19 protein-coding genes are annotated in these 21182 nt (G+C 64.8%); 14 read left to right on the forward strand and 5 right to left on the reverse strand.

Annotated elements, in window-relative coordinates:
- Position 1: 1 nt before the first annotated feature.
- Positions 2 to 3448 (reverse strand): transcription-repair coupling factor, encoded by a 3447-nt coding sequence (mfd, locus tag FHW81_RS06435; RefSeq protein ID WP_003113980.1) that lies wholly within the window; start codon positions 3446 to 3448, stop codon positions 2 to 4.
- A gap of 139 nt (positions 3449 to 3587) precedes the next feature.
- Between mfd and FHW81_RS06440 the strand changes: the two genes are divergently transcribed.
- The 11 genes from FHW81_RS06440 (at position 3588) to sthA (ending at position 15485) form a co-directional block, all read left to right on the forward strand.
- Complete coding sequence (locus tag FHW81_RS06440) at positions 3588 to 5054, forward strand: glyceraldehyde-3-phosphate dehydrogenase (protein WP_020750382.1); 1467 nt, start codon at positions 3588 to 3590, stop codon at positions 5052 to 5054.
- Positions 5055 to 5155: 101 nt separating this feature from the next.
- The gene (locus FHW81_RS06445) at positions 5156 to 6565 is read left to right on the forward strand and encodes an amino acid permease (protein ID WP_003118089.1); all 1410 of its coding nucleotides are present in this window, start codon (positions 5156 to 5158) and stop codon (positions 6563 to 6565) included.
- A gap of 258 nt (positions 6566 to 6823) precedes the next feature.
- Positions 6824 to 8161, forward strand: a complete 1338-nt coding sequence (locus tag FHW81_RS06450; RefSeq protein ID WP_003105177.1) for a Na(+)-translocating NADH-quinone reductase subunit A — start codon at positions 6824 to 6826, stop codon at positions 8159 to 8161.
- Positions 8162 to 8164: 3 nt separating this feature from the next.
- On the forward strand, positions 8165 to 9376 hold the full coding sequence (locus FHW81_RS06455) for an NADH:ubiquinone reductase (Na(+)-transporting) subunit B (RefSeq protein ID WP_003105180.1): 1212 nt from the start codon (positions 8165 to 8167) through the stop codon (positions 9374 to 9376).
- Positions 9369 to 10154: a Na(+)-translocating NADH-quinone reductase subunit C gene (locus FHW81_RS06460; protein ID WP_003105182.1), complete on the forward strand. Its 786-nt coding sequence runs from the start codon at positions 9369 to 9371 to the stop codon at positions 10152 to 10154. Before FHW81_RS06455 ends, FHW81_RS06460 begins: the two co-directional genes overlap by 8 nt.
- Complete coding sequence (nqrD, locus tag FHW81_RS06465) at positions 10151 to 10825, forward strand: NADH:ubiquinone reductase (Na(+)-transporting) subunit D (protein ID WP_003119802.1); 675 nt, start codon at positions 10151 to 10153, stop codon at positions 10823 to 10825. The genes FHW81_RS06460 and nqrD overlap by 4 nt, the downstream gene beginning before the upstream one ends.
- Positions 10825 to 11433: an NADH:ubiquinone reductase (Na(+)-transporting) subunit E gene (gene nqrE / locus FHW81_RS06470; RefSeq protein WP_003091182.1), complete on the forward strand. Its 609-nt coding sequence runs from the start codon at positions 10825 to 10827 to the stop codon at positions 11431 to 11433. The genes nqrD and nqrE overlap by 1 nt, the downstream gene beginning before the upstream one ends.
- A gap of 10 nt (positions 11434 to 11443) precedes the next feature.
- Positions 11444 to 12667, forward strand: coding sequence for an NADH:ubiquinone reductase (Na(+)-transporting) subunit F (gene nqrF, locus FHW81_RS06475; RefSeq protein WP_003113984.1), 1224 nt, complete (start codon positions 11444 to 11446; stop codon positions 12665 to 12667).
- On the forward strand, positions 12660 to 13688 hold the full coding sequence (locus tag FHW81_RS06480; RefSeq protein ID WP_003105187.1) for an FAD:protein FMN transferase: 1029 nt from the start codon (positions 12660 to 12662) through the stop codon (positions 13686 to 13688). Before nqrF ends, FHW81_RS06480 begins: the two co-directional genes overlap by 8 nt.
- On the forward strand, positions 13685 to 13912 hold the full coding sequence (gene nqrM / locus FHW81_RS06485; RefSeq protein ID WP_003091178.1) for a (Na+)-NQR maturation NqrM: 228 nt from the start codon (positions 13685 to 13687) through the stop codon (positions 13910 to 13912). The genes FHW81_RS06480 and nqrM overlap by 4 nt, the downstream gene beginning before the upstream one ends.
- Positions 13913 to 14090: 178 nt before the next feature.
- The gene (gene sthA, locus FHW81_RS06490) at positions 14091 to 15485 is read left to right on the forward strand and encodes a Si-specific NAD(P)(+) transhydrogenase (RefSeq protein WP_003091177.1); all 1395 of its coding nucleotides are present in this window, start codon (positions 14091 to 14093) and stop codon (positions 15483 to 15485) included.
- A gap of 42 nt (positions 15486 to 15527) precedes the next feature.
- On the opposite strand, the gene FHW81_RS06495 is transcribed toward sthA, so the two are convergent.
- Genes FHW81_RS06495 through FHW81_RS06505 form a run of 3 tightly spaced genes read right to left on the reverse strand, consistent with a single transcriptional unit; the run spans position 15528 to position 17181 of the window.
- Entirely contained in the window at positions 15528 to 16250 is a 723-nt protein-coding gene (locus tag FHW81_RS06495; RefSeq protein WP_003143662.1) for a glycerophosphodiester phosphodiesterase, read from the reverse strand.
- Positions 16247 to 16555, reverse strand: a complete 309-nt coding sequence (locus FHW81_RS06500) for a hypothetical protein (RefSeq protein ID WP_023091173.1) — start codon at positions 16553 to 16555, stop codon at positions 16247 to 16249. The genes FHW81_RS06495 and FHW81_RS06500 overlap by 4 nt, the downstream gene beginning before the upstream one ends.
- 26 nt (positions 16556 to 16581) lie before the next feature.
- Entirely contained in the window at positions 16582 to 17181 is a 600-nt protein-coding gene (locus FHW81_RS06505; RefSeq protein ID WP_003105196.1) for a PilZ domain-containing protein, read from the reverse strand.
- 102 nt (positions 17182 to 17283) lie between these two features.
- Between FHW81_RS06505 and FHW81_RS06510 the strand changes: the two genes are divergently transcribed.
- From FHW81_RS06510 to FHW81_RS06520, 3 genes are all read left to right on the forward strand, one after another.
- Positions 17284 to 18534 carry a lipoprotein-releasing ABC transporter permease subunit gene (locus FHW81_RS06510; protein ID WP_003091170.1) on the forward strand — a complete coding sequence of 417 codons (1251 nt, stop codon included), beginning with the start codon at positions 17284 to 17286 and terminating at the stop codon, positions 18532 to 18534.
- Positions 18527 to 19210: a lipoprotein-releasing ABC transporter ATP-binding protein LolD gene (gene lolD / locus FHW81_RS06515; protein ID WP_003091168.1), complete on the forward strand. Its 684-nt coding sequence runs from the start codon at positions 18527 to 18529 to the stop codon at positions 19208 to 19210. Before FHW81_RS06510 ends, lolD begins: the two co-directional genes overlap by 8 nt.
- 69 nt (positions 19211 to 19279) lie before the next feature.
- A complete protein-coding gene (locus FHW81_RS06520) occupies positions 19280 to 20524 on the forward strand; it encodes a lipoprotein-releasing ABC transporter permease subunit (protein ID WP_003105198.1) in 1245 nt (414 codons plus the stop codon).
- Positions 20525 to 20599: 75 nt separating this feature from the next.
- Here FHW81_RS06520 and FHW81_RS06525 read toward each other — a convergent pair whose 3' ends face one another.
- A complete protein-coding gene (locus FHW81_RS06525) occupies positions 20600 to 21133 on the reverse strand; it encodes a DUF2062 domain-containing protein (RefSeq protein WP_003091165.1) in 534 nt (177 codons plus the stop codon).
- Positions 21134 to 21182 lie beyond the last annotated feature (49 nt).

The following is a 21182-nucleotide window of genomic DNA, read 5'->3' on the forward strand; positions in this document are numbered from 1 at the left end:
CTTAGGTGGTTTGCGGTGTCAGGCGCTCGAACAGCGCCTCCAGGGTATTGAAGCGTTCTTCCGGTCGTTCCATGGGCACCTGGAAGCGGAACAGGGTTGCGCCTTCGAACTTGTAGCGGTTCGGTTGGCCCTGGATCAGCTTGATCAATACCAGCGGGTCGACCTGGGTATCGGCGGCGAATTCTATACGACCGCCCTGCGGTCCGGCATCGACCTTGAGTATTCCAAGTTTTTCCGCCTGCAGTTTCAGAAGGGTCAGGCGCATCAGGTTCTTCGCCGGATCGGGCAGGAGCCCGAAGCGGTCGATCATCTCCACCTGCAACTCGCGCAAACCTTCCTCGTCAGGGGCGTTGGCGATGCGCTTGTAGAGGATCAGCCGGGCATGCACGTCGGGCAGGTAATCCTCGGGGATCAGCGCAGGCACCCGCAGGTTGACCTCCGGCCCGCCGCCCAGTGGCTGCTCGAGGTTCGGTTGCTCGCCCTTGCGGATGGCCTTCACCGCCCGTTCGAGCATTTCCATGTAGAGGGTGAAGCCGACCGCCTGGATCTGCCCGCTCTGGCCGTCGCCGAGCAACTCGCCGGCGCCGCGGATCTCCAGGTCGTGGGTGGCGAGGACGAAGCCGGCGCCCAGGTCCTGGGCGTTGGCGATGGCTTCCAGGCGTTTCTCGGCGTCCGGCGTCATCTGACGGCGCGGCGGTGTCAGCAGGTAGGCGTAGGCCTGGTGGTGGCTGCGACCGACGCGGCCGCGCAACTGGTGCAACTGGGCCAGGCCGAACTTGTCGGCGCGCTCGATGAGGATGGTGTTGGCGCTGGGCACGTCGATGCCGGTCTCGATGATGGTCGAGGCCACCAGCACGTTGAAGCGCTTGTGGTAGAAGTCGCTCATCACCTGTTCCAGCTCGCGCTCGTGCATCTGTCCGTGGCCGATGCCGATGCGCGCCTCCGGGACCAGTTCGGCTAGGTCGCGGGCGCACTTCTCGATGGTCTTCACTTCGTTGTGCAGATAGTACACCTGGCCGCCGCGCAGCAGTTCGCGGAGCAGCGCTTCCTTGATCACCGCGTTCTGCTGCTCCATGACGAAGGTGCGCACCGACAGGCGGCGCGCCGGCGGCGTGGCGATGATGGACAGGTCGCGCATGCCGGAGACGGCCATGTTCAGGGTCCGCGGGATCGGCGTGGCGGTGAGGGTGAGGATGTCCACTTCGCTGCGCAGGGCCTTGAGCTGCTCCTTCTGGCGCACCCCGAAGCGGTGTTCCTCGTCGATCACGACCAACCCCAGGTTGGCGAACTTCACGTCTTCCTGGAGCAGCTTGTGGGTCCCGATGAGGATGTCGATCTTGCCTTCGGCCAGTAGCCGCGCAGCGTTCTCGACTTCCTTGGCGCTCTTGAAGCGGCTCATCACCTCGACGCTCACCGGCCAGTCGGCGAAGCGGTCGCGGAAGCTGTTGTAGTGCTGCTGGGCGAGCAGGGTGGTGGGCACCAGCACCGCCACCTGCTTGCCGCTATGCACGGCGACGAACGCCGCGCGCATCGCCACTTCGGTCTTGCCGAAGCCGACGTCGCCGCAGACCAGGCGGTCCATGGGCCTGGGCGCGAGCATATCGGCGACCACCGCCTCGATGGCGCTTTGCTGGTCCGGCGTCTCCTCGAACGGGAAGCCGGCCGAGAAGGTCGCGTAGTCGGCCTGCGGATCCTTGAACGCGAAGCCTTCGCGGGCGGCGCGGCGGGCGTAGATGTCGAGCAGCTCGGCGGCGACGTCGCGGACCTGCTCGGCGGCCTTGCGCTTGGCCTTCTGCCAGGTTTCCGAGCCGAGCCGGTGCAACGGCGCCAGGGCGTCGTCGGCGCCGGTGTAGCGGGCGATCAGGTGCAGGTTGGCGACCGGCACGTAGAGCTTGGCGTCCTCGGCGTATTGCAGCATGAGGAATTCCGCCTGCTGGTTGTCCACCTCGAGGGTGATCAGGCCCAGGTAGCGGCCGACGCCATGGTCGATGTGCACCACCGGCGCGCCTTCGCGCAGCTCGGTGAGGTTCTTGATCACCGCGTCGCCGCCGTCGCGGGTCTTTTCCCGGCGCCGGCGCTGCATGACGCGCTGGCCGAACAGCGGGCTTTCGGCGACCAGGGCGAGGGCCGGATGGTCCAGCAGCAGGCCCTCGTCCAGCGGCGCGATGCTGATCGCCAGGCGTGCCTGGCTGGCGAGGAAGGCCGGCCAGCCGTCGACTTCCTCGGGGCGCAGCTTCAGTCGGGCCAGCAGCTCCAGCAGGACTTCCCGGCGTCCGGCCGATTCGGCGCAGAACAGTACGCGGCCGGGGAACTCCTCGATGAACCGGCGCAGCGCGGCCAGCGGCTCGGCGGCCTTGGCTTCGATCGCCAGGTTCGGCAGCGGCAGGGCCGGGAAGCGCTCGCGCCCGACGCCCGGCTCGACGTCCTCCTGGCTGGCGACCACCCGTGGCCAGTTCTTCAGCCGGGCGAAGCAGTCTTCCACCGGAAGGAACACTTCCGCCGGCGGCAGCAATGGCCGTTCCGGATCGACCCGGCGGTCCTCGTAGCGGCTGCGTACGTCATTCCAGAACTGCTCCGCGGCCTGTTCGATGCCGGGCAGGGAGAACACCTGGGTGTCTTGCGGCAGGTAGTCGAAGAGGGTCGCGGTTTCCTCGAAGAACAGCGGCAGGTAGTACTCGATTCCCGAGGGTGTCAAACCGCTGGCGAGGTCCTGGTAGATCGGGCAGCGCCGGTAGTCGACGTCGAAGCGCTCGCGGAAGCGGCCGCGGAAGCCGGTGACCGCTTCCTTGTTCAGGGGGAATTCGCGTGCCGGCAGCAGGCGGATCGACTCGACCTTGTCGATGGAGCGCTGGGTCTCCGGGTCGAAGGTGCGCAGGGTCTCGATCTCGTCGTCGAACAGGTCGATACGGAAGGGCAACTCGCTGCCCATCGGGAACAGGTCGATCAGCGCGCCGCGGACGGCGAACTCGCCGTGCTCGTAGACCGTGTCGACGCAGCGGTAGCCGGCGCCTTCCAGGCGCAGGCGCATCCGCTCGACGTCGAGTTTCTGGCCGACGTCGAGGACCAGGCTGCTGCCGAGCAGGAAGCGGGTCGGCGCCAGGCGGTGCAAGGCGGTGGAGATCGGCACCACCAGCACGCCGTGCTTGAGCTGCGGCAACTGGTAGAGGGCGGCGATGCGCTGGGAAATGATGTCCTGGTGCGGTGAAAAGACGTCGTAGGGCAGGGTTTCCCAATCGGGGAAATGCAATACCGGCAGGTCGGGGGCGAAGAACCGCAGTTCCTGTTCCAGGCGTTCGGCATTCTGGCTGTCGGCGGTCAGCAGCAGGGTGAAGCGCTTGGCGGAACTGGCGGCCTCGGCGACAGCCAGGCTCAGCGCGGCACCGGGGAGGTTGCCCCAGTGTTGCTTGCCGGCGCTGGCCGGCAGGCTGGGAAGACGCAGTACGGACACGGGCAAGCTGGGCTCCGGTCGGGAATTTGACCCGCCGGATTGTAACTTTCCCGACTGCTGGATGTCAGTCTTCCGACTGCTGCAGATTGCCGAGCCTGGCCGGCGCGGTCATAATGTAGCCCCTTTTTTCATCCCCTACATGTGGAAGGTATTGCCCGTGACTCAGAAGCCCGACCAGTGTCTCGGTGAATGGATCGATCGTGAAGCCATCGCGGAAGCCATGATCCCGCTGATTGGCCAGCTCTACCGCAATAACAATGTGGTGACCTCGATCCATGGCCGTGGTCTGATCAACCGCTCGGTGATCGCGATCATGAAGGCGCATCGTTTCGCCCGTCATCGCATGGCTGATGACGCCGAGCTGTCGGTTCACGAGACGTTCCCGATCCTCAAGGCGATGAGCGAGCTCAAGCTGGGCGCCGCTTCCGTCGATCTGGGCAAGATGGTCGCCAAGTTCAAGGCAGAAGGTAACGGCCGCAGCATCGAGGACTTCGTCAAGGCCGAGCTGGCCGAGGTGGTCGGCAAGCAGAACGGCGATGCCCGCGAAGGCACCGACGTCGTGCTCTACGGCTTCGGCCGCATCGGCCGCCTGCTGGCGCGCATCCTGATCGAGAAGACCGGCGGCGGCGACGGCCTGCGCCTGCGCGCGATCGTCGTGCGCAAGGGCGCCGAGAACGACATGGTCAAGCGGGCCAGCCTGCTGCGTCGGGACTCGGTGCACGGTCCGTTCGACGGCACCATCACCATCGACGAAGAAAACAACACGCTGACCGCCAACGGCAACTTGATCCAGGTGATCTACTCCAACGACCCGGCGTCGATCGACTACACCCAGTACGGCATCAAGAACGCCCTGCTGGTCGACAACACCGGCAAGTGGCGCGACGCCGAAGGTCTCGGCCAGCACCTGAAGTGCCCGGGGATCGATCGCGTGGTCCTTACCGCTCCGGGCAAGGGTGCGCTGAAGAACATCGTGCACGGTATCAACCACACCGACATCGGCGCCGACGACAAGATCATCTCGGCCGCCTCCTGCACCACCAACGCCATCGTGCCGGTGCTGAAGGCCGTCAACGACCAGTACGGCATCGTCAACGGTCACGTCGAGACCGTTCACTCGTACACCAACGACCAGAACCTGATCGACAACTTCCACAAGGGCAGTCGTCGTGGCCGCAGCGCGCCGCTGAACATGGTGATCACCGAGACCGGTGCCGCCACCGCCGCGGCCAAGGCCCTGCCGGTGCTGAAAGGCAAGCTGACCGGCAATGCGATCCGCGTGCCGACGCCGAACGTGTCCATGGCGATCCTCAACCTGAACCTGGAAAAGGCCACCACCCGCGAAGAGATCAACGAGTACCTGCGCCAGATGGCCATGCACTCGGACCTGCAGAAGCAGATCGACTTCGTCAGCTCCCAGGAAGTGGTTTCCACCGACTTCGTCGGTTCGCGCCATGCCGGCGTGGTGGACGCCGAGGCGACCATCTGCAACGACAACCGTGTCGTCCTGTACGTGTGGTACGACAACGAGTTCGGCTACAGCTGCCAGGTAGTGCGCGTGATGGAAGACATGGCTGGGGTCAACCCGCCGGCCTTCCCGCGTTGATGCGCAAGGCGTAGAGGAAAACGGGAGCTCTCGGGCTCCCGTTTTTCATTTCTGTGGATAACCAGAACAAGAAACTACTCACTTCGATTTAGGGTTTTTCAATGGATGGTCAACATCTGCACCAGGGCGAGCTGAAGCGTGGCCTGAAGAATCGCCACATCCAGTTGATCGCGCTGGGCGGGGCGATCGGCACCGGGCTGTTCCTCGGCTCGGCGGGCGTCATCAAGACGGCCGGCCCGTCGATGATCCTCGGTTACGCCATTGGCGGCTTCATCGCCTTCCTGATCATGCGCCAGCTCGGCGAGATGATCGTCGAGGAGCCGGTGGCCGGCTCCTTCAGTCACTTCGCACACAAGTACTGGGGCGGATTCGCCGGTTTCCTTTCCGGCTGGAACTACTGGGTGCTGTACATCCTGGTGGGCATGTCGGAGCTGACCGCGGTGGGCAAGTACATCCAGTATTGGTGGCCGGACGTGCCGACCTGGGCGACGGCGGCGGCGTTCTTCGTGCTGATCAACGCGATCAACCTGGCCAACGTGAAAGCCTTCGGCGAGACCGAGTTCTGGTTCGCGATCATCAAGGTAGCGGCGATCGTCGGCATGATCCTGCTCGGTATCTACCTGCTGGTCGGCGGCGGTGGCGGACCGCAAGCCTCGGTGAGCAACCTGTGGGACCGCGGCGGCTTCTTCCCCAACGGTCTCAGCGGCCTGGTGATGACCCTGGCGATCATCATGTTCTCCTTCGGGGGGCTGGAGTTGGTGGGTATCACCGCCGCCGAGGCGTCCGAGCCGCGGAAGGTGATCCCGAAGGCGATCAACCAGGTGATCTACCGGATCCTGATCTTCTATATCGGCGCCCTGGCGGTGCTGCTCTCGCTGTATCCATGGGACCAGCTGGTGGAGACCATCAACGCTTCCGGCGACGACTACAGCGGCAGCCCGTTCGTGCAGATCTTCTCGTTGATCGGCAGCGGCACCGCGGCCAACATCCTCAACTTCGTAGTACTCACCGCGGCATTGTCGGTCTACAACAGCGGCGTCTACTGCAACAGCCGGATGCTCTACGGCCTGGCCGCCCAGGGTGACGCGCCGAAGGTGCTGATGTCGGTGGACCGCCGGGGCGTGCCGGTGCTGTCGATCCTGGTCTCGGCGCTGATCACCTTCCTCTGCGTGATCGTCAACTACGTATTGCCGCACAAGGCGCTGGAACTGCTGATGTCGCTGGTGGTGGCGGCGCTGGTGATCAACTGGGCGATGATCAGCCTGTCGCACCTGAAGTTCCGCGCGGCGATGAAGCGCCAGGGCGTGGACACCTTCTTCAAGGCGCTCTGGTCGCCGTTCAGCAACTACCTGTGCCTGGCCTTCGTGGTGTTCATCCTTGGCATCATGCTGATGATCCCCGGGATCAACATCTCGGTGTACGCCATTCCATTCTGGCTGCTGCTGATGTGGTTGTGCTACCGGGTCAAGCTGTCGCTGGCGGAAAGGCGCGGGCTCGGCCAGCAGGCCTGAGCCTGCGGGTGGCGCAGGACGGGAGCTTCGGCTCCCGTTTTTCATTTCGCACGGGCATGTTTTTCTGTCGTTTTCTGTTACGCGTTTCAAGACCCGGTGTGCGGCTTGGGTGGCTCCCGGGGAGGTGGCTCTTTATAATCCCGTGGTTACCTTGCGGGGCCATTCATCAATCGTGCCAATTCAGTACGTTGCGCGCGATGATGGTCATTTTCTGACTTGGGCCTCGTCTTTTCTGTCCACGACCACTAGGCACTAGACATGATCAAGATAAAACGTGGCCTGGACCTGCCCATCAGCGGCGCCCCCGAACAGCGCATCGAGGCAGCACGCCCGGTACGCAGCGTGGCGTTGATCGGTTTCGACTACCACGGCATGAAGCCGACCATGGCGGTGCAGGTAGGCGACCGGGTGAAGCTGGGGCAGGCGCTGTTCACCGACAAGAAGAATCCCTCCGTCAGCTATACCGCACCCGGCGCCGGTGTGGTCAGTGCCATCCATCGTGGCGAGAAGCGCGTCCTGCAATCGGTGGTCATCGATCTCGACGGCGACGAGCAACTGGAGTTCGCCCGTTATCCCGCTGACAAACTCGCCACGCTGAGCGCCGAGCAGGTTCGCGACAACCTGTTGCAGTCGGGCCTGTGGACCGCGCTGCGGACCCGGCCGTTCAGCAAGGTGCCCGATCCCGAGTCCAGCCCCAGTTCGATTTTCGTCACTGCCATCGATACCCAGCCGCTGGCCGCCGATCCGCAGGTGGTTATCGCGGAGCAGGGCGAGGCCTTCCAGGCCGGGCTGACGGTGCTCGGGCGCCTGGCCCGGGTGTTCCTGTGCAAGGCGGAAGGCGTTTCGCTACCCGGCGAGGCGCTCTCCGGCGTGACCGCGCAAGCATTCTCCGGTCCGCATCCGGCGGGCCTGCCCGGCACCCATATCCACTTCCTCGACCCGGTGGGTGCCGGCAAGAGCGTGTGGAACCTGAACTACCAGGACGTGATCGCCATCGGCAAGTTGTTCACGACCGGGCAATTGTGGACCGAGCGGGTGATCGCCCTGGCCGGTCCGGTGGTGGAAAAGCCACGTCTGGTGCGCACCCGCTTGGGCGCCAACCTCGACGAACTGGCCGCCGGCCAGTTGCAGCCGGGCAACAACCGGCTGATCTCCGGCTCCGTGCTGGGCGGTCGCACCGCCCATGGCGCCTACGCCTACCTGGGGCGCTACCACCTGCAGTTGTCCTGTCTCAAGGAGGGCGACCAGCGCGAGTTCCTCCACTACCTGCGCGCCGGGGTGGAAAAGCATTCGCTGCTCAACGTGTTCGTCTCCAGGCTGCTCGGCGGCAAGCGCTTCGCCTTCACCACCAGCACCAACGGCAGCCCACGGGCGATGGTGCCGGTAGGTAACTACGAGGCGGTGATGCCGCTGGATATCCTGCCGACTCAACTGCTGCGCTACCTGATCGTCGGCGACACGGAAATGGCCCAGAAGCTCGGCGCCCTGGAACTCGACGAAGAGGACCTGGCGCTGTGCAGCTACGTCTGCGCCGGCAAGTACGAATACGGCCCGATTCTGCGGGACAATCTGGCACGCATCGAGCAGGAGGGCTGAGCCATGGGTTTGCGTAACCTGCTCGACAAGGTCGAGCATCATTTCGAGAAGGGCGGGCGCTACGAGAAGTGGTACCCGCTGTACGAAGCCGTGGACACCTTCCTCTATCGTCCCGGCAGCGTCACCCGCACCACTGCACACGTGCGCGACGGCATCGACCTGAAGCGCATGATGATCATCGTCTGGCTATGCACCTTCCCGGCGATGTTCTTCGGCATGTACAACGTCGGCCACCAGGCCAACCTGATCTTCGCCCAGAGCCCCGACCTGTTGAGCGCCCAGGATGGCTGGCGCTTCGCCCTGATCGGCGCGCTGGCCGGGTTCGACCCGAACAGCTTGTGGGATTGCCTGGTCCAGGGCGCCGCGTACTTCCTGCCGGTGTACCTGACCACCTTCATCGTCGGCGGTTTCTGGGAGGTGCTGTTCGCCAGCATCCGCCGCCACGAGGTCAACGAAGGCTTCTTCGTCACCTCGGTGCTGTTCGCCCTGACCCTGCCGCCGTCCGTCCCGTTGTGGCAGGTAGCCCTGGGGATCAGCTTCGGCGTGGTGCTGGGCAAGGAAGTGTTCGGCGGCACCGGGAAGAACTTCCTCAATCCGGCACTGGTTGGCCGGGCCTTCCTGTTCTTCGCCTACCCGGCGCAGATGTCCGGCGACGCGGTATGGACCTCGGTGGACGGCTTCGCCGGCGCCACCTCGCTGAGCCTGGCCGCCGCCGGCGGCGTGGACAACATCCTCGGCCACGGCTTGACCTGGATGGATGCCTTCCTCGGCCACATGCAGGGTTCGATGGGCGAGACCAGCACCCTGGCGATCTTCATCGGCGGCGCCGTGCTGCTGCTGACCCGCATCGCCTCCTGGCGCATCGTCGCCGGGGTGATGGCGGGGATGGTCGCCATGAGCTACCTGTTCAACGCCATCGGCTCGGCCAGCAACCCGATGTTCGCCATGCCCTGGTATTGGCACCTGGTCACCGGCGGCTTCGCCTTCGGCATGATCTTCATGGCCACCGACCCGGTCTCGGCGTCCATGACCGATACCGGCAAGTGGCTGTTCGGCGCCCTGATCGGAGTGATGGTCATGCTGATCCGGGTGGTCAACCCGGCGTTCCCGGAAGGCATGATGCTGGCGATCCTGTTCGCTAACCTGTTCGCACCGCTGATCGACCATTTCGTCGTTCAGGCCAACATCAAGCGGAGGCTGGCGCGCAATGGCTAATCAAGAATCCACCACCCGCACACTGCTGGTAGCCCTGGTAGTGTGCCTGGTCAGCTCGGTGTTCGTCGCCGGCGCGGCGGTGGCGCTGAAGCCGACCCAGGCGGAAAACCGCCTGCTCGACAAGCAGCGCAGCATCCTCGCCATCGCTGGTCTCGGCGAGCCGGGCATGTCCGGCAAAGAGGTCAAGGCGCTGTTCGACAGTCGCATCACCGCCAAGGTGGTCGACCTGCAGAGCGGCACCTTCAGCGATGCCCAGGACCCGCTCGGCTACGACCCGCTGAAAGCGGCCAAGGACCCGGCGCTGTCGGATGCGCTGCCCGCCGCCGAGGACATCGCCTCGATCAAGCGCCGCGAGCGCTATACCACGGTCTACCTGGTGGAGACCGACGGCAAGCTCGACACCCTGATCCTGCCGGTGCGCGGCTACGGTCTGTGGTCGACCCTCTACGGCTTCCTGGCGCTCAAGGGCGACCTCAACACGGTCGCCGGCTTCGGCTTCTACCAGCATGGCGAGACCCCCGGTCTCGGCGGCGAGGTCGACAATCCGAAATGGAAGGCGCTGTGGGTCGGCAAGACCCTCTACGACGCCCAGGGCGATCTTGCCGTACAGATCATCAAGGGCTCGGTGGACCCGCAATCGGCGAAGGCGACCCACCAGGTCGACGGCCTGGCCGGCGCCACCCTGACCAGCAAGGGTGTCGACAACCTGCTGCATTTCTGGCTCGGCAAGGACGGTTTCGACGCCTTCCTCGCCAATCTGCGCAAAGGGGAGGCGTGATGGCTGCTCAACCCACGATCCGCGAAGTCCTGTTCAATCCGGTCTTCCAGAACAATCCGATCGGCCTGCAGATCCTCGGGATCTGCTCGGCGCTGGCGGTAACCTCGAACCTGAAGACCGCTACCGTCATGGCCATCGCCCTGACCCTGGTGACCGGCTTCTCCAACCTGTTCATCTCGATGATCCGCCGGCAGATTCCCAGCTCGATCCGGATGATCGTGCAGATGGTGATCATCGCCTCGCTGGTGATCGTCGTCGACCAGGTGCTCAAGGCCTATGCCTATAGCCTGAGCAAGCAGCTCTCGGTGTTCGTCGGGCTGATCATCACCAACTGCATCGTGATGGGCCGCGCCGAAGCCTTCGCCATGGCCAACCCGCCGCTCGTGTCGTTCTTCGACGGCATCGGCAACGGTCTCGGCTACAGCGCCATGCTGCTGGTGCTGGGCTTCGTCCGCGAGCTGTTCGGCGCCGGCAAGCTCTACGGCATCAGCGTGTTGCCGACGGTCAACGATGGCGGCTGGTACCAGCCGAACGGCCTGCTCCTGCTGCCGCCTTCGGCGTTCTTCCTGATCGGCCTGATCATCTGGGCCCTGCGGACCTGGAAGAAAGACCAGGTCGAGGCCCCGACCTACAAGATGGCCCCGCAGGTATCCAGCAAGGAGGCTTACTGATGGAGCACTACATCAGCCTGTTCGTGAAGGCCGTGTTCGTCGAGAACATGGCGCTGGCGTTCTTCCTCGGCATGTGTACCTTCATCGCCATCTCGAAGAAGGTGGAGACCGCCATCGGCCTGGGTATCGCGGTGATCGTGGTGCAGACCATCACCGTGCCGGCCAACAACCTGATCTACACCTACCTGCTCAAGGACGGCGCGCTGGCCTGGGCCGGGCTGCCCGAGGTGGACCTGAGCTTCCTCGGCCTGCTCAGCTACATCGGGGTGATCGCCGCCATCGTGCAGATCCTCGAGATGCTCCTCGACAAGTACGTACCCAGCCTCTACAACGCGCTGGGCGTGTTCCTGCCGCTGATCACGGTGAACTGCGCGATCATGGCCGGCTCGCTGTTCATGGTCGAGCGCGACTACAACCTTGCCGAGAGCACGGTGTACGGCGTCGGCTCGGGCTTTTCCTGGGCGCTGGCGATCGCCGCGCTGGCGGGTATCCGCGAGAAGCTCAAGTACAGCGACGTCCCCGAGGGCCTGCAGGGCCTGGGGATCACCTTCATCACCATCGGCCTGATGTCGTTGGGCTTCATGTCGTTCTCCGGCGTGCAGTTGTAAGGAGAGGCCCGTGATCGGATTCGAGATTTTCCTGGCCATCGGCATGTTCACCGCCATCGTCCTGGGCCTGGTGGCGATCATCCTGGTCGCCCGCGCCAAGCTGGTGTCGAGTGGAGACGTGACCATCCAGATCAATGGCGAGCACAGCCTGACCGTGCCGGCCGGCGGCAAGCTGCTGCAAACCCTGGCGGCGAACAACGTGTTCCTGTCTTCCGCCTGCGGCGGCGGCGGCACCTGCGCGCAGTGCAAATGCGTGGTGGTCGAGGGCGGCGGCGAGATGCTGCCCACCGAGGAGTCGCACTTCACCCGGCGCCAGGCGAAGGAAGGCTGGCGCCTGTCGTGCCAGACGCCGGTCAAGCAGGATATGCAGATCCGCGTGCCTGAAGAGGTCTTCGGGGTGAAGAAATGGGAGTGCACGGTGGAGTCCAACCCCAACGTCGCCACCTTCATCAAGGAACTCACCCTGCGCCTGCCGGACGGCGAGAGCGTGGACTTTCGTGCCGGCGGCTACGTGCAGCTGGAATGCCCGCCGCACGTGGTCGAGTACAAGGACTTCGATATCCAGCCGGAATATCGCGGCGACTGGGACAAGTTCAACATGTGGCGCTACGTGTCGAAGGTCGACGAGACGGTGATCCGCGCCTACTCGATGGCCAACTACCCGGAAGAGAAGGGCGTGGTCAAGTTCAACATCCGCATCGCCTCGCCGCCGCCGGGCAGCGACCTGCCGCCGGGGCAGATGTCGTCCTGGGTGTTCAACCTCAAGCCGGGCGACAAGGTCACCGTGTACGGGCCGTTCGGCGAGTTCTTCGCCAAGGACACCGAGGCCGAGATGGTCTTCATCGGCGGCGGCGCCGGCATGGCGCCGATGCGTTCGCACATCTTCGACCAGTTGCGCCGGCTCAAGTCGAACCGCAAGATCAGCTTCTGGTACGGCGCGCGCTCGCTGCGCGAGGCCTTCTATACCGAGGAGTACGACCAGCTGCAGGCGGAGAATCCCAACTTCCAGTGGCACCTGGCGCTGTCCGACCCGCAGCCGGAGGACAACTGGACCGGCCTGACCGGTTTCATCCACAACGTGCTGTTCGAGAACTACCTGAAGGACCACCCGGCGCCCGAGGACTGCGAGTTCTACATGTGCGGCCCGCCGATGATGAATGCCGCGGTGATCAAGATGCTCACCGACCTGGGCGTGGAGCGCGAGAATATCCTGCTGGACGATTTCGGTGGCTGAGCGTTTCCGTCCGCTTGCCATGGCCGGACTGGCAGCGCTGGCGCTGGTCCTGGCCGGTTGCGGCGACACCCTGGAAAGCTTCGGCGGCCCGACCATGGGCAGCACCTATTCGATCAAGTACGTGCGCGGCGCCTCGGCGCCCGACGTCCAGACGGCGAAAGCCGCGGTGGAGGCGATCCTCGCCGAGGTCGACCGGCAGATGTCCACCTACCGCGACGATTCCCTGGTCTCGCGTTTCAATGCGCTGCCGGCGCAGTCCTGCATGGAGCTGCCGCCACCGATGCTGGAGTTGCTGCGCTACGGCGGCGAGTTGTCGGAACAGAGCCAGGGCGCCTTCGACATGACCGTCGAGCCGCTGATGAACCTCTGGGGCTTCGGTCCGCAGGCGCGGGTGGAGAAGGTTCCCAGCGCCGAGCAGATCGCCGCGGTGCGCCGTGACGTCGGCCATCGACACCTGCGCATCGACGGCCAGCGCCTGTGCAAGGACGCCGCCGTACAGCTGGACTTCGACAGCATCGCCGCTGGCTATACGGTGGACGCGGTAGGCGAACGCCTGAAGGAGCTTGGCGTGCGCAGCTACCTGGCGGAAATCACCGGCGAGTTGAAAGCCGAAGGGCGCAAGCCGGACGGCACGCCCTGGCGCATCGCTATCGAAGCGCCGCGCGAGGGCCAGCGGGTCGCCCAGCAGGTACTGGCGCTGGACGGCTACGGCGTCTCGACCTCGGGCGATTACCGCAACTATTTCGAAGAGAACGGCCAGCGCTATTCGCACACCTTCGACCCGCGCACCGGCGCGCCGATCGACCATCACCTGGCTTCGGTCACGGTGATCGATCCGTCGACGCGCAACGCCGACGGCCTGTCGACCCTGCTGATGGTGCTCGGTCCGGAGGAGGGCTACCGTTTCGCCGAGAAGCACCGACTGGCGGCGCTGTTCGTCAGTCGCCAGGGCAACGGTTTCGACAGCCGCACCACGCCACGCTACGAGCAACTGTTCGGCAACCAAGGAGAACGTCCATGACCTGGCTACTGGTCTTCGTCATCATGCTGCTGGTGGTCTTCGGCATGTCCATCGGCGTCATCATGGGCCGCAAGCCGATCGCCGGTTCCTGCGGCGGCATCGCCAACCTGGGGATCGAGAAGGAATGCTCGATCTGCGGCGGCGACCGGCAGAAATGCGAGGAAGCCAACCGCGACGAATCTGTAGTGCCCGGAAAACTCGCCTACGACGCGACCAAACGCTAATGTGCGACATTTCGCACAGGGCGTAACATATGCCCGCCTCGAGGTCGGACCGAGCCTTGCCCGGCGAATGCCGTCGTTCGCACCGACCCGATGATCGAATCGATCCGCCGCGCACATGTTGTGCAGCGGCTTTGCCGGAGGCGCCAGTGGGCGCCTCGGCCTGTTCTGAGGAGTACGCATGGCTGTCTACAACTACGACGTGGTGATTTTGGGCACGGGTCCGGCGGGCGAAGGGGCGGCGATGAACGCCTCCAAGTACGGACGCAAGCTGGCGGTAGTCGACAGCCGTCGCGTGGTCGGAGGCAACTGCACGCACCTCGGCACCATTCCTTCCAAGGCCCTGCGCCACTCGGTGAAGCAGATCATCGAGTTCAACACCAACCCGATGTTCCGCCAGATCGGCGAGCCGCGCTGGTTCTCCTTCCCCGACGTGCTGAAGAGCGCCGACCGGGTGATCTCCAAGCAGGTCGCTTCGCGTACCGGCTACTACGCGCGCAATCGCATCGACATGTTCACCGGCACCGCCAGCTTCGTCGACGAACGCACCGTCGAAGTGGTGACGCCGAGCGGCGCGGTGGAGCGCCTGGTCGCCGACCAGTTCGTGATCGCCACCGGCTCGCGCCCGTATCGTCCTTCGGACATCAATTTCAACCACCCGCGGGTCTACGACAGCGACACCATCCTGTCCCTGAGCCACACCCCGCGCCGGCTGATCATCTACGGAGCCGGGGTGATCGGCTGCGAATACGCGTCGATCTTCAGCGGCCTGGGCGTGCTGGTGGACCTGATCGATACGCGCGACCAGTTGCTCAGCTTCCTCGATGACGAGATTTCCGATGCGCTGAGCTACCACCTGCGCAACAACAACGTGCTGATCCGCCACAACGAGGAGTACGAGCGCGTCGAGGGGCTGGACAACGGTGTCATCCTGCACCTGAAGTCGGGCAAGAAGATCAAGGCGGACGCGCTGCTCTGGTGCAACGGCCGGACCGGCAACACCGACAAGCTCGGCCTGGAGAACGTCGGCATCAAGGTCAACAGCCGTGGCCAGATCGAGGTGGACGAGAACTACCGCACTTCGGTGAGCAACATCTTCGCCGCCGGCGACGTGATCGGCTGGCCGAGCCTGGCCAGCGCTGCCTACGACCAGGGCCGCTCGGCCGCCGGCAACATCGTCGAGAGCGACAGCTGGCGCTTCGTCAACGATGTGCCGACCGGCATCTACACCATTCCGGAGATCAGCTCGATCGGCAAGAACGAAAGCGAACTGACCGCGGCGAAGATTCCCTACGAAGTGGGCAAGGCGTTCTTCAAGGGCATGGCCCGGGCGCAGATTTCCAACGAGCCGGTGGGCATGCTGAAGATCCTGTTCCATCGCGAGACCCTGGAGATCCTCGGCGTGCACTGCTTCGGCGACCAGGCTTCGGAAATCGTCCACATCGGCCAGGCGATCATGAACCAGCCGGGCGAGCTGAATACCCTGAAGTACTTCGTCAACACCACCTTCAACTACCCGACCATGGCGGAAGCCTATCGGGTAGCGGCGTTCGACGGCCTCAACCGGCTTTTTTGAAGGACTCCGGCCGGCGGCCTGAGCCGGCCGGAGGGGATGTGCTCAGCGATTCCCGAGGGTGGCGCTGGCCAAACCGGGAAAGTCTGTGATCAGGCTGTCCACGCCGAAGTCGGCGAGCCGGCGCATCAGCGCCGGTTCGTTGACCGTCCACACCGAGACGTGAAGCCCCTGGCGCTGGGCCTTGAGCAGGCGTTCCGGGGTGCATAGGGTCCAGTTCAGGGCGAGCAGGGCACAGCCATAGTGCTGGGCGACCTTCAGCGGGTCGAGCCAGGCGTATTCGGCGACCAGCCCGCGCGACAGCTCTGGGGTCAGTTCGTTGAGGGCCTTGAGCACGGTCCGCGAACCGCTGGTGACGGTGATCTTGTCGCGGTTGCCGAAGCGCTCGGTCAGCTCCCTGATCCGCGTTACCGTCCGCGCCGCGCGTTCGCGCGAGGCGCTCTTCACTTCCAGTTGCCAGTGCTCGAACGGGCACTTCTCGAACAACTCCTCCAGCCGCGGGATCGGCGTCGGCCGTACCCAGCCGGGGCCGCCCTTGCGCGCGTCGTAGGTGACCAGGGTGGCCGCGTCGTGTTCGGCGACCTTGCCGCGGCGGCCGGTGGTGCGCTTCAGGGTCGGGTCGTGGATCACCATCAGTTCGCCGTCGCGGGACAGGTGCAGGTCCAGTTCGCAACGGTTGACGCCATGCTCCAGGCAGCGCTGGAAGCTGGCCAGGGTGTTTTCCGGCGCTTCGCCCTTGGCGCCGCGATGTCCATAGATGAGAGTCACTGTGGCTCCTTGTTCGAGGGTTGCGCGGGATTCCGCGGCCGATGATGGCGAACGCTGTCGAGCACCCGGCCGCTTTCGAAATATACCGAGAAGTCGCGGTAATCCCAGCGCATGATGGGCGGCTGGCCGACCGCGGGATGTTCCTCGTCGGCCAGGCCGAAGCGTTGCAGCACGGCTTCGCGGCTTTCGCCGTGCGCGGGCAGGGCGACCCGGGTATCGCCCTGGGCGCCCAGCGGAATGCTCAGGGTGTCGGCGAACAGCGGCGGGGCGAGGAGGAGGGAGCACAGCAGTAGCGAACGGAGCATCGGCACATCTCAGGTCGAAGAAGGTTTCAGGTCGAAGAAGGTTGGCCCGGCTCGCCGAGCGGGCCCTGTCCGGCCCGTGCCAGGCGGCGCTGCTGGGCCTGCTTCTGGAGGATATGCCGGGCCAGCAACTGGCGCTGTGCGTCGCTCAACGCTTCGAACTCGGTGCCGATCTCGAATTCGTCGTCGTGTGGCTGGGCGTGGATTACCCGGGCCCGCAGTTCGAGGCCGAACCCCTGCGGCAACAGGACCATGCGCAGGACGAGCAACTGGCCGACCGGCAATGCGCGGTCGTGGCGGAAGCTGACTCCCCCCTCGGACAGGCTGACCTTGCGCGGTTCGCCGATCTCCTTGAGCAGGCTCTGCACCATGACCTGGCCAAGCAGGTCGATGCGCTTGTTCATCACCTTCAGGTAGTTGGCCAGCGTGCGGTCGCGTTCGCTGATGTGGCGCAGAAGGTGCTGCGACTCGTAATCCATCAGGTGGAGGTCGCTGAGCAGGCTGAACAGGGTGGCCCCCGGCTCGCTCTCCAGGCCGTCTTCGACGGCCCCGGCAGGGCGAAATTCCAGTGCGAGGGTATCTTCGATACGGTAGTATTCGCGGCGGTCATCCGCGTCACGAGTGGACATGGCGAACCCACGGCGGCAGTGATGGTCAGAGTGTAAGGCCGCCGGCGATGCCTCGCCACTTCGCCATCCCGACGCATCCATTTTCTGCCAGCTAAGGGCGACATGTTCAGACCCCTGTCCGTTTTCATCGGCACGCGCTATACGCGGGCCAAACGTCGCAGCCATTTCGTCTCCTTCATTTCGCTGACCTCGATGATCGGCCTGGCACTGGGCGTGCTGGTGATGATCGTGGTGCTCTCGGTGATGAACGGCTTCGATCGCGAAATGCGTACCCGCATCCTCGGCATGGTGCCGCAGGCCACCGTCGAGTCGTACCAGCCCATCGATGACTGGCGCGCCCTGGCCGAGAAGGTCAAGGCCCACGAGCATGTCACCGCGGTAGCGCCGTTCACCCAGATGCAGGGCATGCTCAGCGCCAATGGCGCGGTGCAGACGGTGATGGTCGATGCGGTCGATCCGCTGGAAGAGGCCAAGGTCTCGATCATTCCCGATTTCTTCAAGCAGGGCTCGCTGGCGGAACTCAAGGCCGGCGGCTTCGGCATCGTCATCGGCCAACTGGCGGCGCAGAAGCTCGGCGTCGGCATCGGCGACAAGGTCACCCTGATCCTCCCCGAGGTGGCGGTCACCCCGGCCGGGGTGTTCCCGCGGATGAAGCGTTTCACCGTGGTCGGCACCTTCCGCGTCGGCGCCGGCGAACTGGATGGCGGCCTGTCGCTGATCCACCTGGAAGACGCCGCGCGCCTGCAGCGCTGGAAGACCAACCAGGTACAGGGGCTGCGCCTGAAGCTCGACGACCTGTTCCAGGCGCCGCGGGTGGCCTGGGAGATCGCCCGGACCCTGACCGACAATGACTTCTACGCCCGCGACTGGACGCGCAGCCACGGCAACCTGTACCAGGCCATCCGCATGGAAAAGACCATGATCGGCCTGTTGCTGCTGCTGATCGTCGCGGTCGCCGCGTTCAACATCATTTCCACCCTGGTGATGGTGGTCACCGACAAGAAGTCGGACATCGCCATCCTTCGTACCCTCGGCGCCACGCCGGGGCAGATCATGGCTACCTTCATGGTCCAGGGCACGGTGATCGGGGTGATCGGCACGCTGGTCGGCGGGGTCCTCGGGGTGGTCGCGGCGCTCAACGTCAGCGCCTGGATTTCCGCCCTGGAAAAGCTGCTGGGCCACCAGTTCCTCGCGTCCGACGTGTACTTCATCGATTACCTGCCGTCGCAACTGATGCTCGACGATGTCGTGCTGGTCTGCGGCGCGGCCCTGGTCCTCAGCTTCTTCGCCACTTTGTATCCAGCCTGGCGTGCGGCGCGCACCCAGCCTGCGGAGGCTTTGCGTTATGAATGACAAGTCGGTGCTGAGTTGCCGCAACCTGAGCAAGAGCTACGACGAGGGGCCGCAATCGGTGCAGGTGCTGTCCGGCGTCGAGTTGAACCTGCTGCCTGGGGAGCGGGTGGCTATCGTCGGCAGCTCCGGTTCGGGCAAGAGCACCTTGCTGAACATGCTCGGCGGCCTGGACACGCCCTCCGCCGGCAGCGTCTGGCTCGCCGGCGAGGAACTCTCGGCGCTGAACGAGACGGCCCGCGGGCTGCTGCGCAACCGCGCGCTGGGCTTCGTCTACCAGTTCCACCACCTGTTGCCGGAGTTCACCGCCCTGGAGAACGTCTGCATGCCGCTGTTGATCGGCCGCACGCCGATCGCGGAAGCCCGCCAGCGGGCGGCCGAGCTGCTGGAGCGGGTCGGGCTGGGGCATCGCCTGTCGCACAAGCCGGCCGAGCTGTCCGGCGGCGAGCGCCAGCGGGTGGCGATCGCCCGCGCGCTGGTCAACCGTCCGCAGCTGGTACTGCTCGACGAGCCCACCGGCAACCTCGACCAGCATACCGCCCAGGGTATCCAGGAGCTGATGCTGGAACTGAGCCGTTCGTTGCAGACCTCGTTCCTGGTGGTAACCCACGATCTCCAGCTGGCCGGGCACATGGATCGCATCCTGCGCCTGGAAGAAGGCCGACTGATCGCCGCGTAGCGGGGCAACGGCGTGCCCGCCGTCCGCTCCCGTCCGGCGAATCCCCCATCGACTCGGTGCATCCGCGACATGTTCAGACCGTTACCGTTCTTCATAGGCCTGCGCTACACCCGCGCCAAACGCCGCAACCACTACATCTCGTTCATCTCGCTGACCTCGATGATCGGCCTGGCGCTGGGCGTGCTGGCGATGATCATCGTGCTCTCGGTGATGAACGGCTTCCAGAAGGAAATGCGCACGCGGATCCTCGGCATGGTGCCGCATGCCACTATCAGCGCGACGCAGCCGCTGGACGACTGGCAGACCGTCGCCAACGCGGCGCTGCGGCACCGCGAGGTGGTCGGCGCGGCGCCGTTCGCCGAACTGCAGGGCATGCTGTCGTACAAGGGCAACATGCTGCCGGTGCTGGTCAACGGCATCGACCCGCAGGAGGAGCGCAAGGTTTCCATCATCGGCGAGCACATCGTCCAGGGCAGCCTGGACGACCTCAAGCCTGGCGAGTTCGGCATCGTCCTCGGCGAGATCACCGCGCGGCGCTTCCATGTCAATGTCGGCGACAAGCTGACCCTGATCGTCCCGGAAGCCACCAGTGCGCCGGGCGGCATCACTCCGCGCATGCAGCGCTTCACCATCGTCGCCCTGTTCAAGGTCGGCGCCGAACTGGACAACTCGCTGGCGCTGATCGACATCGCCGATGCCGGCCAGTTGCTGCGCCTGCAACCGGGCCAGGTGCCGAGCGTGCGCCTGGAACTGAAGGATCTCTACCAGTCGCCGCAGGTCGCCGCCAAGGTGGTCAAGGAGTTGGGGCAGGGCTTCAGGTCCAGCGACTGGACCAGGACCCAGGGCAGCCTGTTCAACGCGATGAAGATGGAAAAGACCATGATCGGCCTGCTCCTGCTGCTGATCATCGCGGTCGCCGCCTTCAACATCATCGCCACCCTGATCATGGTGGTCGCCGACAAGCGCACCGACATCGCGATTCTTCGTACCCTCGGCGCCACGCCGAGGCAGATCATGGCGATCTTCATGGTCCAGGGCACCGTCATCGGCGTGATCGGGACGGTTATCGGCGGGGTGCTCGGGGTGTTCGCGGCGTTGAACATCACCGGGATGATCGACCGCATCGAGCGGCTGGTCGGGCACAAGGTCTTCAGCTCGGACGTGTACTTCATCAACTACCTGCCTTCCGACCTGCAGGTGCTGGACGTGGTGCTGATCTGCAGCGCTGCATTGCTGATGAGCTTCCTCGCCACCCTGTACCCATCCTGGCGCGCGGCGCGGACACAACCGGCCGAGTCGCTGCGCTACGAGTGAACGCCAGTCCCTGCACGGGGCGGACAAGGCCCACGAAAAAGCCGCCTTCGAGGCGGCTTTTTCATGTCCGGCGGATCACTTCGCGGCGACCCGTTCGCGACGTTGCCGGCAGCGTCGGCTCCAACTGCGCTGCACCCACCAGCGCCAGTAGAGCATCGTCAGCGCGTAGCCGAGGATGGCGGCGATGATGCCGCACACCACCGAACCGAGCAGGAAGGGCTGCCAGAGGCTGGACAGCTCCTGGCTGATCCATTCCCAGGTGAGATGGTCCGGCAGGGTGCGCGGCGGCACCTGCATCAACCAGGCGCCCAGCTTGTAGGTGCAATAGAAGACCGGGGGCATCGTGATCGGATTGGTCAGCCAGACCAATCCGACGGAGATTGGCAGATTGCTCCGAATCCACACCGCCAGACCGGCCGCCAGCAGCATCTGCATCGGCATCGGGATGAAGGCGGCGAACAGCCCGGCGGCCATGGCGCGCGATACCGAGTGGCGATTGAGATGCCAAAGGTTGGGATCGTGCGTCAACTTGCCGAGAAAGCGCAGCGACTTCTGCGAGCGGATGCTTTCCGGATCGGGCATGTAGCGCTTGAACAGGCGACGCGGCATGTGGGCTCTCGGTGGATATAGGCTTGCGTATTATGCCAAGCAAGATGAC

Origin of the sequence: Pseudomonas sp. RC10-4-2, assembly GCF_050433085.1 — a bacterium.
Lineage (GTDB): Bacteria > Pseudomonadota > Gammaproteobacteria > Pseudomonadales > Pseudomonadaceae > Pseudomonas > Pseudomonas aeruginosa.